The 12749-nt window shown below is 63.7% G+C and carries 14 protein-coding genes; 9 read left to right on the top strand and 5 right to left on the bottom strand.

What is annotated here, in order from left to right:
- The first annotated feature begins 405 nt into the window (after positions 1-405).
- Both FJ980_RS26800 and FJ980_RS26795 read left to right on the top strand, forming a co-directional pair.
- Complete coding sequence (locus FJ980_RS26800) at positions 406-924, top strand: Rrf2 family transcriptional regulator (protein WP_140546688.1); 519 nt, start codon at positions 406-408, stop codon at positions 922-924.
- Between the two features lie 36 nt (positions 925-960).
- On the top strand, positions 961-1419 hold the full coding sequence (locus tag FJ980_RS26795; protein ID WP_140546687.1) for a carboxymuconolactone decarboxylase family protein: 459 nt from the start codon (positions 961-963) through the stop codon (positions 1417-1419).
- Between the two features lie 45 nt (positions 1420-1464).
- Here the strand turns inward: FJ980_RS26795 and FJ980_RS26790 are convergent, their stop codons facing one another.
- Both FJ980_RS26790 and FJ980_RS26785 read right to left on the bottom strand, forming a co-directional pair.
- On the bottom strand, positions 1465-2187 hold the full coding sequence (locus tag FJ980_RS26790) for an SDR family oxidoreductase (protein ID WP_140546686.1): 723 nt from the start codon (positions 2185-2187) through the stop codon (positions 1465-1467).
- Positions 2184-3029, bottom strand: coding sequence for an SDR family oxidoreductase (locus FJ980_RS26785; protein WP_140546685.1), 846 nt, complete (start codon positions 3027-3029; stop codon positions 2184-2186). Before FJ980_RS26785 ends, FJ980_RS26790 begins: the two co-directional genes overlap by 4 nt.
- Before the next feature lie 103 nt (positions 3030-3132).
- Between FJ980_RS26785 and FJ980_RS26780 the strand changes: the two genes are divergently transcribed.
- Positions 3133-4005: a helix-turn-helix transcriptional regulator gene (locus FJ980_RS26780; RefSeq protein WP_140546684.1), complete on the top strand. Its 873-nt coding sequence runs from the start codon at positions 3133-3135 to the stop codon at positions 4003-4005.
- A 291-nt stretch (positions 4006-4296) separates the two neighbouring features.
- On the opposite strand, the gene FJ980_RS26775 is transcribed toward FJ980_RS26780, so the two are convergent.
- Positions 4297-4926, bottom strand: coding sequence for a TetR family transcriptional regulator C-terminal domain-containing protein (locus FJ980_RS26775; RefSeq protein WP_140546689.1), 630 nt, complete (start codon positions 4924-4926; stop codon positions 4297-4299).
- Between the two features lie 239 nt (positions 4927-5165).
- On the opposite strand from FJ980_RS26775, the gene FJ980_RS26770 reads away from it, so the two are divergent.
- Positions 5166-6494, top strand: coding sequence for an aspartate aminotransferase family protein (locus tag FJ980_RS26770; protein WP_140546683.1), 1329 nt, complete (start codon positions 5166-5168; stop codon positions 6492-6494).
- A gap of 12 nt (positions 6495-6506) precedes the next feature.
- Positions 6507-6857, top strand: a complete 351-nt coding sequence (locus tag FJ980_RS26765) for a hypothetical protein (protein ID WP_140546682.1) — start codon at positions 6507-6509, stop codon at positions 6855-6857.
- 71 nt (positions 6858-6928) lie between these two features.
- On the opposite strand, the gene FJ980_RS26760 is transcribed toward FJ980_RS26765, so the two are convergent.
- Positions 6929-7567 (bottom strand): TetR/AcrR family transcriptional regulator, encoded by a 639-nt coding sequence (locus tag FJ980_RS26760; RefSeq protein WP_095768951.1) that lies wholly within the window; start codon positions 7565-7567, stop codon positions 6929-6931.
- 120 nt (positions 7568-7687) lie between these two features.
- Here FJ980_RS26760 and FJ980_RS26755 point away from each other — a divergent pair, with 120 nt between their 5' ends.
- The 3 genes from FJ980_RS26755 to FJ980_RS26745 all read left to right on the top strand — a co-directional run bounded on the left by FJ980_RS26755 (position 7688) and on the right by FJ980_RS26745 (position 10931).
- Complete coding sequence (locus FJ980_RS26755) at positions 7688-8938, top strand: Zn-dependent hydrolase (RefSeq protein ID WP_140546681.1); 1251 nt, start codon at positions 7688-7690, stop codon at positions 8936-8938.
- Positions 8939-9102: 164 nt separating this feature from the next.
- Positions 9103-10554: a dihydropyrimidinase gene (hydA, locus tag FJ980_RS26750; RefSeq protein ID WP_140546680.1), complete on the top strand. Its 1452-nt coding sequence runs from the start codon at positions 9103-9105 to the stop codon at positions 10552-10554.
- Positions 10555-10556: 2 nt separating this feature from the next.
- Positions 10557-10931: a hypothetical protein gene (locus FJ980_RS26745; protein WP_140546679.1), complete on the top strand. Its 375-nt coding sequence runs from the start codon at positions 10557-10559 to the stop codon at positions 10929-10931.
- Positions 10932-11017: 86 nt separating this feature from the next.
- On the opposite strand, the gene FJ980_RS26740 is transcribed toward FJ980_RS26745, so the two are convergent.
- Positions 11018-11428, bottom strand: coding sequence for a cupin domain-containing protein (locus FJ980_RS26740; RefSeq protein ID WP_181181311.1), 411 nt, complete (start codon positions 11426-11428; stop codon positions 11018-11020).
- Between the two features lie 113 nt (positions 11429-11541).
- Here FJ980_RS26740 and FJ980_RS26735 point away from each other — a divergent pair, with 113 nt between their 5' ends.
- On the top strand, positions 11542-12333 hold the full coding sequence (locus tag FJ980_RS26735; protein ID WP_140546677.1) for an ABC transporter ATP-binding protein: 792 nt from the start codon (positions 11542-11544) through the stop codon (positions 12331-12333).
- The last annotated feature ends 416 nt before the right edge of the window (positions 12334-12749 follow it).

Genomic DNA, 12749 nt, shown 5'->3' with positions numbered 1-12749 from the left:
TAAGACAATGCATGCGCCAAGCTGCCATGCACGCTATCGCCAAAGGCCAGCCGCTTGGAAATGTGTGCATGCCGTAGATGAAATGGGGGAGAGGTGGCCCGGCGAAGCCGGGACGGAGAGGGGGGACGACCTTTGCGACGTCAGAATCGATGAAGGAAGAGACGCGAGCGGGATGGAAAGGCGGTCAGGAACCGTCCGGCAATTCCCAGCGGTTCCGAAGGCCTCTCTCCGTCCCGGCTTCGCCGGGCCACCTCTCCCCGCTTTGCGGGGTGCGAGGAACCCAAGTCCTGCGAAGGCGCCGTTCTCTTTCGCATTGCGTTGCGAATTGGCGGGCAATTTTGGTTTCCATATTGCAGATAGGATTTATCCAGGATAAGATATATCCATGATTAGGAGATCAGCACAATGAAATTGGGCGATGGCGTCGAGGCGGCCATCCATTGCGCGGCGACGCTGGCCAGCGTCGATGGCAACAGCACCATGCCGGGCGCGGCGCTTGCGGAGTGCTTCGGGCTGTCGCCGAGCTATCTCCTGAAACATCTCAATCAACTGACGGCGGCGCGCATCCTGGAATCGGTGCCGGGGCCGGCGGGCGGCTACAGGCTGGCGCGGGCGGCCGAGCGCATCACGCTGCTCGACATTGTGCTTGCAGTGGAGGGCAGGGAGCCCGCCTTCCGCTGCGGCGAGATCCGCCAGCGCGGCCCGGTCAAGATCAATGCCTCCGCCTATGTGAAGCCCTGCGGCATCAATGCCGCGATGCTCAAGGCCGAGCGCGCCTATCGGGCGGCGCTCGCCGAAGTGAAGCTGTCCGACATCGTGGCGGAGTACGCGGCCGAAGGCGATCCGCGATCCTATGCCGCGAGTTGCGCCTTCGTCGAGCGTCACCAGCGGCGCCAGAAATCCGCTTCACCGAAGCAGATTTGAACCTCTAACCCACCCCAAGCCCGAAAGGAAAAGACGATGAAACCGAGACTGCAGTTCTTTGCCAAGGCGCCGGAAATCATGAAGGCGGTATCGGGGCTCAACAAGGCCGTCGACGAATGCGGGTTGGAGGTCAGCCTGCTGCACCTGATCAAGCTCAGGGCGTCGCAGATCAATGGCTGCTCATACTGCGTCGAAATGCACAGTCGCGAGGCGCGACGCGACGGCGAGACCGAAACACGTCTTTATCTCGTCGCCGCCTGGAAGGAATCGCCGCTGTTTTCCGAGCGCGAACGGGCCGCCCTCGCATGGACCGAGGCCGTGACGCTGATCGCCGACAATGGCGTATCGGACGAACTCTATGCCCGCACGCTCGAGCACTTCTCGGAAGAGGAACTGGTCAAGCTCTCGGTCGCGCTCGGCATGATCAACACCTGGAACCGGCTGTGCATTCCCTTCCACGCCATCCATCCGATACCGGCCGCCAAGGCCGCCTGATCGGACGGCCTAGCGCGCGGATGAGAGATCCGCGCGCCCTATTGTTCACGCCGCGTAGCGCAGACCGCCGTCGCAGGTCAGCACCTGGCCGGTCATGAAGCTGTTCGAGACCAGGAAGGCGATAGCTTCGGCGACGTCCTCGGCGCGGCCGATACGGCCGACCGGCGTCTTGCCGGCATATTCGGCGAACACCGCCTGCCGCTGATCGTCCGGCAAAAAGTCCCACCAGGGGGTGTCGATGACACCGGGCGCCACGACGTTGACACGCAAAGGCTTCAGCTCGACGGCGAGGATCGGCGCGACGGTAAGCAGCATGCCGTTGATGGCGCCGATGCCGGCGACGCCGGGCGCGGCAATCTGCGCCGACACGGCTGAGATGAAAGTCACCGAGCCGGCTTTGTTCAAGGTCGGCAGGGCCGCCTGCAGGCAGGAGAGTTGCGGCCGGATCTTTTCATCGACGCCGCTGCCGATATCGGCGAGGTCGAGCGTCGCGAACGGTCCCAGTCCCTTGCCGCCGCTCGCGGCGAGAACCAGATGATCGAATGGCCCGAGGCGCTCGAAGAAATTCCGGACCTCGTCCGGTTTGGTGGCGTCGAACGCTGCCTTGTCGACGGTGCCGTCGAGGCTTTTCCAGGCGCTCTTCAGCTTCTCCTCGCTGCGGCCGGTGATCGTGACTTTCATCGCAGGGCTGACCAGCTTCTTGGCCGTGGCAAGGCCGATGCCGGACGAGCCGCCGATTATGACGCAGTGTTCGGTGGTCTCGCTCATGAGTGCTTTTCCCTGGATGTTGCGGAAGATTGTCCGATCAATTCGAGGCTAAGCGCGCGCAGCCGGCGGCGGGCTTTCTCGTCATAGGCTTGCGGGTCGGCGCGCGATTCACGCTGGCCGTCGAAGTAGCGGCCGCTGCGGCCTTCGAGCGCCGGCGACGTTGCCAGGTTGAGAATGGCGTCGGCGCCGGTCTCGACCGAGCTCCATGGCGTGACGCCCGCCTGCCGGACCATGGTGGTGTCCATATAGCTTGCCGGATGCAAGGCGTTGACCGTGACGCCGGTGCCGTCGAGTTGTTCCGCCAGGTCGACGGTGAACAGGATCTGCGCCAACTTGCTCTGGCAGTAGGCGCGCACGCCGCTATAGCCATTTGTCAGCATGACGTCGTCGAAGTCGATCGCCTGCTGGCCGGCCGAGGCGACATTGACGATGCGCGCCGGCGCGCTTGCCTTGATGAGCGGCAAGAGCTCCGACGTCAGCAGAAAGCCGGCGAGATAGTTGACGGCGAAGCGCAACTCGTAGCCGTCGGCGCTGACCTGCCGGCTGGCGGCCTGGCCGCCGGTGCCGACGCCGGCATTGTTGATCAGGACGTTGAGCCGATCGGTCCTGGCGCGCACCGCTTCGGCGAGGCGACGCACCTCGGCAAGCGACGAAAGATCGGCGATGAGAAATTCGGCCTTGCCACCCTTTGCTTCGACGGCGGCGACGGTGGCTTTGCCACGGCCTTCATCGCGGCCATGCACCAGCACCCGAGCGCCGGCGGCGCCGAGCCGCTCGGCGACCACGCGGCCGACGCCGTCGGTCGAGCCGGTGACGAGAATGGTCTTGTCCTTGAGTTCCATGTCCGGAGCCTCCTTGCGCTGCTCTGAATGCAAAGATGGGACATCGCGCGGGGCTCAAACAGTTCAAACTTTATCCTGGTATCGGTACTGCTATAATAGGCGCATGGATGCCGTTACCCATTCCCCCGAAGATCACCGCCGGCGCGAGCTCGGCGCCTTCCTGCGTTCCCGTCGCGAGCGGCTTTCGCCGGATACCGCCGGCATCGCCTGCGGCGCGCGGCGGCGCACGCCGGGCCTGCGGCGCGAGGAAGTGGCGATGATCGCCGGCGTCGGCACCACTTGGTACACCTGGCTGGAGCAGGGCAGGGATGTGCGGCCTTCGGTCGAGGTGCTGTCGGCGCTCTGCCAGGCGTTGCGGCTCGACGCCGCCGAGCAGCGGCATCTGTTCACGCTCGCCGGCCGCCAGCAGCCGGAGCGGCGGCGCATCGTGCAGGGCAAGGTCGATGGACCCTTGCTGCACATGCTGCAGAGCCTGGTCCTGCAGCCCGCCTATGTCGTCGGCCCGCGCTGGGACGTGCTGGCATGGAACGACGCGGCGGTCGCCATTTTCGGCGATTACGGCCTGCTGGAGGGCGACGCCCGCAACATCATCCACGGCGTCTTCACCGATCCGCACCGGCGGCATCTGCTGGTGGATTGGGAACAGCTGGCGCGCGCGACCCTTGCCGCCTTCCGCGCCGAGAGCGCGAAATACACCGGCGATCCGGATTTCGAACGGCTGATCGAGTTGATGATGCGCTCAAGCCCCGAGTTCCGCGAATGGTGGCCGCAGCGCGATGTGGTGCATCGGCTCTCCGGCCTGAAGCATCTGCGGCATCCGATCGCCGGCGCGATGACGTTCGAGCATATGAGCCTGTCGATCGATGACGGTTCGGACATGCGATTGATCGTCTACACGCCGCTGGCGGAGCAGAACTCGGTGGTGAAGCTCAAGAAGCTGCTGGAGGGGCTTCCGATAGAGCGGCGCAGCGCGTGAGGTTGCTGGCGGCATCCCTCTTCTTCGTCATCCACGGGCGGAGCGGGAGCGAAGCGGACGCGCAGACCCGAGGATCCATTCCGTTACCTCCGCCGTGGGATGCAGTGATGCAGAATTCTGCACCGTAGCTGCGCTCCGAGGTCATGGAATGGATCCTCGGGTCTGCGCCGCGTCGCTTCGCTCCTTGCTCCGCCCGTGGATGACGAAATGATGGGCGCCTCGGCCAATCTCCAAGGTCAGCAAAAGTTGGCCCCACACACGGGGACCACCTGCTAAGCCATCTCGTCGACGCTAACCCTTCGGCTTCAGCCCATCCAGGAACAGCTGCTCCAGGAACCGCGCTGCGTCCTCGAAGCGGCCGTCGCCGCCGCGGTCGGCGCCGAGCACGGCGCGCACCTGGACGTCGAAATCGGCATAGTGCTGCGTCGTCGCCCAGATCGAGAAGATCAGGTGCCAGGGATCGGTGCGGGCGATCTTGCCGGCGCGCATCCAGCCCTTGATGACGGCGGCCTTCTCGTCGACCAGCGTCTTCAGCTCGCCCTCCAGCATCGGCTTGATGCGCGGCGCGCCCTGCAGGATTTCATTGGCGAACAGCCGGCTTTCGCGCGGAAAATCGCGCGCCATTTCGAGCTTCCTGCGGATGTAGCTTCTGAGCTCCGTCAGCGGGTCGCCGATGTCGTCCAGCTCGCGCAGCGGCGCCAGCCAGGTGTCGAGCAGGCGCTGCATCAACGCCTCGTGAATGTCTTCCTTGCGGCGGAAATAATAGAGAAGGTTGGGCTTCGACATGCCGGCGGCTTCGGCGATCTGGTCGATGGTCGAGCCGCGAAAACCGTTGGTGGAGAAGACCTCGAGCGCGGCTTCGAGGATCAGCTCGCGCTTTTCCTGCTGGATGCGGGTGCGGCGGGGAGCGGAGCCTTCCATCGCCGCCGTCATGCTTGCCGGCCGTCTTCGCGCGGGCTCTCTGGACCAATTGTCTGGACCAGTTTTTCCTTGGGCTGTGGAGCGCGCTTTTTATGCCGCATTTCCGCTAGTAATCCCTTGACCGCCGACAGGCGGTGCTAACGTTTGTCCAACCGGTCAAAAATTTGCGTAGCACGAAAACGCAGCGAAGACCAAGCGTTGGCCGTACCGAAACACGCTTACAAGGGGAAGTCCTGGTCATGTCCAACCGGCTGAAAGTCACGCCGAACGATCTCAGCGCATTCTGGATGCCGTTCACGGCAAACCGCCAGTTCAAGCAGGCGCCGCGCATGTTCGTGTCCGCCAAGGACATGCATTACACCACCAGCGACGGCCGCAAGGTGCTCGACGGCACCGCGGGCCTGTGGTGCGTGAACGCCGGCCACTGCCGGCCGAAGATCACCGAGGCGATCCAGAACCAGGCTGCCGAGCTCGACTACGCGCCGGCTTTCCAGATGGGCCACCCGATCGTGTTCGAGCTGGCGAACCGGCTGGTCGATATCGCGCCCAAGGGCATGGACCATGTCTTCTTCACCAATTCCGGATCGGAATCGGTGGACACCGCGCTGAAGATGGCGATCGCCTATCACCGCGTTCGCGGCGAGGGCTCGCGCACCCGCCTGATCGGCCGCGAGCGCGGCTATCACGGCGTCAATTTCGGCGGCATCTCGGTCGGCGGCATCGTCTCCAACCGCAAGATGTTCGGCACGCTGCTCGGCGGCGTCGACCATCTGCCGCACACGCATCTGCCGGAGAAGAACGCCTTCTCGAAGGGCGTGCCGGAGCATGGCGCGGAACTCGCCAATGAGCTGGAGCGTCTCGTCACCTTGCATGACGCCTCGACCATCGCTGCCGTCATCGTCGAGCCGGTCGCCGGCTCCACCGGCGTCATCCTGCCGCCGAAGGGCTATCTGCAGAAACTTCGGGAAATCTGCACGAAGCACGGCATATTGTTGATTTTCGATGAAGTGATCACCGGATTCGGCCGCCTCGGCGCGCCGTTCGCGGCAGACTATTTCGGGGTCACGCCGGACATCATGACGACGGCCAAGGGCGTCTCCAACGGCGTCATTCCGATGGGCGCGGTGTTCGTCAAGAAGGAGATCCACGACGCCTTCATGACCGGCCCTGAGCACATGATCGAGTTCTTCCACGGCTACACCTATTCGGGCAATCCGATCGCCTGCGCCGCGGCGCTCGGCACGCTCGATACCTACAAGGAAGAGGGCCTGCTGACCCGCGGCGAGGAGCTGGCGCCTTACTGGGAAGACGCGCTGCATTCGCTGAAGGGTGAGCCGCATGTCATCGACATCCGCAACATCGGCCTGATCGGCGCGATCGAGCTGGCGCCGATCGCCGGTAGCCCGACCAAGCGGGCGTTCTCGGCCTTCGTCAAGGCGTTCGAACGCGGCGCGCTGATCCGCACCACCGGCGACATCATCGCGCTGTCGCCGCCGCTGATCATCACCAAAGGCCAGATCAACGAACTGATCGACCATGTGCGTGAGGTGCTGAGGTCGATCGACTAGGAAGCTCCGGGAATGGTCTCTGCCAAGCGCGAAGCAGCTTTGGAAAAGGAAAGGCGGTCTCTCGAGGCTGCCTATTCCGCTGCCTTGCTGGTTGCGCTTCGCGACTGCGCGGATGGCAGATGGGGACTGTTCGGCCAGAACGAAGGAACGCTTCCCGCCTCCCTTGAAAGCCGGTATGTGCCGGAAAGTGCAAAGCGGCTCGCCGCGATAGGCGATGAGCTTGTCGCGGTTCGGGAAGAAATGGGTTTTGTCGACCTGTTTGCGCCCATGCAGCGACTGGCTGAACTGAGGGCGGAACGCGGGCCTAATCGGCCAGGGGAGCCGCGGCTGGCGCAAATGTTCCTCGATGAATTGAAGGAATAGCACAAGCGTGCGAAGCACGCAGGCAGGTCGGCGGGTCGCACCCACCGATCGTTTGTTGCGATGGCAGTCAATCAGGCGGGCTGCGCGCCGATGCCGGTCAGGATCACCCGCTTGATGTTTTCCTTGGCTTCCCGCCATTGGCGGTCGGAGAGCGACTTGCCGCCGTTCAGCGTCTCGATCTGGTGGCCGAAATCGGCGTAATGCTGGGTCGTGGCCCAGAGCATGTAGAGCAGATGTCGCGGGTCGACCGGGTCCATCTTGCCCTCCTCGATCCAGCGCCTGATGATCTCGACGCGACCGTCGGTCCATTCGCGCAGCGTCGATTCCATATAGTCCTGAAGCACGGGCGCGCCGTGCATGACTTCCGAGGCCCAGACCTTCGAGCCGTCCGGGTGACGACGCGATATTTCCATCTTGGCGTCGATATAGGCGCTGATGCCGTCTACCGGGCCACGCGCCGCGTCGAAGCAATTGGCCGCCTGCAGCCAGATCTCGAAAATGTTCTGGACGACGGACCGGTAGAGCTCTTCCTTGGTGGCGAAATAATAGTGGAGATTTGCCTTCGGCAGCCCCGCCAGATCGGCGATCAGCTGCATCGTGGCGCCGCCGAACCCGGCTTCCGCAAACACCTTTTCGGCAGCGAGCAGAATTGCTTTTTCATTCTCCCGCCTTATGTCCTGTCGCCGCATGGGACGGGTGGATTCGCTCATGTCTCCCCCAAGATTCTCGTTGACCGCTTGGTCAGCTTGTGTAGTCTGAAAGCTGACCATACGGTCAGGATGCAAACCACTCAAGGGGCGACAAGACCCCTGGTGAAAATGGGAACGCAAATGGCCGCACCCGGCGAAAACCTGCGCGTGAATTCAGACCGCTTGTGGGATTCCATCATGGAGATGGCGAAGATCGGCCCCGGCATTGCCGGCGGCAACAATCGCCAGACCGTGACCGACGAGGACGGCGAGGGCCGCCATCTGTTCAAGCGCTGGTGCGAGGCCGCGGGGCTCGAAATGAGCCTCGACGAGATGGGCACGATGTTTGCCCGCCGCGAGGGCACCGATCCCAGCCTGCCGCCCGTCTATGTCGGCAGCCACCTCGACACGCAGCCGACCGGCGGCAAGTATGACGGCGTGCTCGGCGTGCTGGGCGGATTGGAAGTCGTGCGCTCGCTCAACGACCTCGGCATCAAGACCAGGCATCCGATCGTCGTGACCAACTGGACGAACGAGGAGGGCGCGCGCTTCGCGCCGGCGATGATGGCGTCCGGCGTGTTCGCCGGCGTGCTCGACCAGGCCGATGTCTACCAGCATGTCGACAGGGACGGCAAAAAGTTCGGCGAGGAGCTCGAACGCATCGGCTGGAAAGGCACCGAGAAGGTTGGTGACCGCAAGATCCACGCCTTTTTCGAACTGCATATCGAGCAAGGGCCGATCCTCGAGGACGAGGGTATCGATATCGGCGTCGTGACCCACGGCCAGGGCCTGAAATGGCTGCAGGTGACGCTGACCGGCAAGGAGGCGCATACCGGCTCGACGCCGATGCCGAAGCGCCGCAATGCCGGGCTCGGCATGGCGCGCGTGATCGAATTGGTGCACGAGATCGCCATGGACTACCAGCCGGACGCCGTCGGCGCGGTCGGCCACATGCAGGCCTATCCGAACTCGCGCAACATCATCGCGGGCCGCACGGTCTTCACGATCGACATCCGCTCGCCGGAAAAGGAAGTGCTCGACGCCATGGATGGCCGCATCCGCGAGGGTATCGACACGATCTGCGACGCGCTCGACATCAAATACGAGATCGAGCAGGTCGGCCATTTCGACCCGGTCACCTTCGACAAGAATTGCGTCAAGGCTGTGCGGGATGCGGCAGACCGCTTGGGTTATTCCCATCGCAATATCGTCTCCGGCGCCGGCCATGACGCCTGCTGGATCAACCGCGTCGCGCCGACGGCGATGGTGATGTGCCCCTGCGTCGACGGGCTCAGCCACAACGAGGCCGAGGAGATCACCAAGGAATGGGCGGCGGCGGGCGCTGATGTGCTGTTCCATGCGGTGGTCGAGACGGCGGGGATAGTGGAATGACCGACTAGAGCAATCGCCGTTTCACGGAAACGGCGAAAGCTCTATCTCTTTGTTTTAACGCAATTTCGGACGGAAAATCGCTTCACACTTTTCCTGAAATTGCTCTAGACCAGTCACCTCGCAACGCCGCTCGCAAAGAAGCGCGAAAGAACAGGGGAACAGATATGACCAAAGTCATCCGCAACGGCACGATTGTTACCGCCGACCGCACGTGGAAGGCCGACGTGCTGATGCAGCACGGCAAGATCGTTGCCATCGGCTCCAACCTGCACGGCGACCATGAGTTCGACGCCACGGGCTGCTATGTCATGCCGGGCGGCATCGATCCGCACACCCATCTCGAAATGCCCTTCATGGGCACCTATTCGGCCGACGATTTCGAATCCGGGACGCGCGCGGCGCTCTCCGGCGGCACGACCATGGTGGTCGATTTCTGCCTGCCGGCGCCACAGCAATCGCTGCTGGAAGCGCTGCAGATGTGGGACAACAAGACTTCGAAAGCGTCCTGCGATTATTCCTTCCACATGGCGATCACCTGGTGGGGCAAGCAGGTGTTCGACGAGATGGCTCAAGTCGTCGACCGGGGCATCACCTCGTTCAAGCATTTCATGGCCTATAAGGGCGCGCTGATGGTGGATGACGACGAGATGTACTCGTCATTCCAGCGTTGCGCCGATCTCGGCGCGCTGCCGCTGGTCCATGCCGAGAATGGCGACGTGGTCGCAGCGCTCTCGCAAAAGCTTTTAGCCGCCGGCAACAACGGCCCAGAGGGACATGCCTATTCGCGGCCGCCGGAAGTGGAGGGCGAGGCGACAAACCGCGCCATCATGATCGCCGACATGGCCGGCGTGCCGCTCTATGTCGTGCATGTCTCCTGCGAGCAGAGCCACGAGGCGATCCGCCGTGCCCGCCAGAAGGGCATGCGGGTGTTCGGCGAGCCGCTGATCCAGCATCTGACGCTCGACGAGACCGAGTATTTCAACAAGGACTGGGATCATGCGGCGCGCCGCGTGATGAGCCCGCCCTTCCGCAGCAAGTGGCACCAAGATTCGCTGTGGGCCGGCCTGCAGGCCGGCTCGCTGCAGGTCGTGGCGACCGACCATTGCTCCTTCACCACCAGCCAAAAGCGCAACGGCGTCGGCGACTTCACCAAGATCCCGAACGGCACCGGCGGGCTCGAGGACCGCTTGCCGGTTCTGTGGACGAGAGGCGTCAACACTGGGCGGCTGACGATGAACGAGTTCGTCGCGGTGACCTCGACCAACGTCGCCAAGATCCTCAACATGTATCCGAAGAAGGGCGCGATCGTCGAAGGCGCCGACGCCGACATCGTCGTGTGGGATCCGAAGCGCAAGAAGACGATCTCGGCCAAGAACCAGCAGTCGGTGATCGACTACAACGTCTTCGAAGGCGTCGAGGTGACCGGCCTGCCGCGCTTCGTCTTCTCGCGCGGCGAGCTTTCGATCGAGGAAGCAGAGGTGAAGGCCAAGGCCGGCCATGGCGAGTTCGTCGCCCGCGAGCCGAACGCCGCGGTCAACCGGGCGCTGTCGACCTGGAAGGAGATTTCCGCGCCGCGCAAGGTCGAGCGAACCGGCATTCCGGCCACCGGGGTCTGACCATGCGGGCTCTTCATCTTGCGATCGCGGCGGCTGTGACGCTGGCCGCCGGCCAGGCGCTCGCCGCCGGCGTAGACCTCAGCAAGCCCTATGGCGACAAATATGGCTGCATCAACCGGAACGGCCAGAAGGTGGCCGCCGACAAGATGCTGCTTCTGACCGACAAGGAACTGATCACGGCGGCCAGCGCCTGCACCTTCAGCAACCACCAAGCGCAGGCCGATGGATCGCTGGTGGTGACGGCAAAATGCGAGGCCGAAGGCGAAGAGGGACAGCCGACCAAGTTCACCATCAAGCGCAGCGCGAAGAATGCCAAGAAGCTGGTCGTGGCCGACGAGGACGGCAAGGTGATGGGCGAAGTCGCGCGATGCAAATGACGGCGATCCCGTCGGTTCCCGCGAGACGTGTTCGTCCCGGCCGCATTTATGCGACTCCAAGCGATGCCGCTTGGCTGCAAGATGCCCTAGGCGACGAGGCCATCCAGCTCCGGCAGCAGGACGACGCTTTCCTGCTCGTTGGGATCGGTGCGGGCGATGACCGCGGAGGAGGGGGCGCCGCTCAGATTGGCGGGCAGATGCGGCACGCCCGCCGGAATGTAGAACAGGTCGCCGGCCTTGACGACGATGTGATGCTCAAGCCTGTCGCCGTACCAGGTGTGGACTTCGCCGGAGAGCACGTAGATGGCCGTCTCGTGGCTTCCATGCATATGCGCCTTGGCGCGGGCGCCGGGCGGCATGGTGAGAAGATGCATGCAGATCCCGGAGGAGCCGACGGTCTCGGCAGCGATACCGGCGAAATAGCTCAGTCCCTGCTTGCCCTGATAGGTGCTTTCGGGGCGAACGAGACGACAAGTGGGTTTAAGCGACATCGGCAAGGCTCCGGGCGGCGTCGATCGGGTGGGACAGGACGAGTGGAAAGCAACGCTATCATAAAATCAACCGGATTGCGGGCAGCGCCGCAGCGGCGGCGAAAGGCAGGCTGCAGCCAATGACCGAACAGCCGCCAGCCGTCGTCTCGGCAAGCAAGCTCGGCCTCACCTTCCAGACCAATGACGGTCCGGTGCAGGCGCTGTCCAATGTCGATCTGACCATCGGCAAGGGCGAATTCGTCTCCTTCATCGGCCCGTCCGGCTGCGGCAAGACTACCTTGCTGCGCGTCATCGCCGATCTCGAGAAGGCGACCGCCGGGGCGATCTCCGTCAACGGCATGACGCCGGAGCAGGCGCGCGAGAAACGCGCCTATGGCTATGTCTTCCAGGCGGCGGCCTTGTTCCCGTGGCGCACGATCGAGCGCAACGTGGCGCTGCCGTTGGAGATCATCGGCCTCAGCCAGGCCGAGCAGGCCGAGCGCATCAAGCGCACGATGGAGTTGGTCAACCTTTCCGGCTTCGAGAAGAAATACCCCTGGCAACTTTCCGGCGGCATGCAGCAGCGCGCGTCGATCGCACGCGCTTTAGCCTTCGATGCGGACCTGCTTTTGATGGACGAGCCGTTCGGCGCGCTGGACGAGATCGTGCGCGACCATCTGAACGAGCAGCTTTTGGAGTTGTGGAAGCGGACCGACAAGACGATATGCTTCGTCACTCATTCGATTCCCGAAGCGGTGTACCTGTCGACGCGCATCGTGGTGATGTCGCCGCGGCCCGGCCGCGTCACCGACATCATCGAATCGACGCTGCCAAGGGAGCGGCCGCTCGACATCCGCGAGACGCCGGAGTTTTTGGCCATCGCTGCCCGCGTACGGGATGGGCTGAGGGCTGGGCACAGCTATGATGATTGAGGCGGATGGGCTTCCTCCTCTCCCCCCGGGGGAGAGGGTGGCCGCGCAGCGGCCGGGTGAGGGGGCGGCCACTCGCGCCTTCGTCATCCTAGGGCGGAGCAGGTGCGCCACCCCGCGTGTTAAGGAAGCCGGCAATCGCGATTTCGTCATCCTAGGGCGGAGCGACGCGAAGCGGAGCGCAGACCCTAGGATCCATTCCGTGACGCTGGTCGAAGGGCGTAAGCGGCTCAGAATACCGGACGAGCAGAGCGCGGCGCAGGGAGCTGTATTCTGGAACGTTGCGGAGCTCAGAAGTAACGGAATGGATCCTAGGGTCTGCGCCGCGTCGCTTCGCTCCTTGCTCCGCCCTAGGATGACGAAAAATACCAGCGCCGCAGCACTCCAGTCGAACGTGCCCGGCCTTCGCTTCGCTCCGG

The organism is Mesorhizobium sp. B1-1-5, from assembly GCF_006443065.1.
Classification (GTDB): Bacteria; Pseudomonadota; Alphaproteobacteria; order Rhizobiales; family Rhizobiaceae; genus Mesorhizobium.
Note: the sequence above shows the minus strand (reverse complement) of the source record. Positions and strands in the feature narration are given on the sequence as shown.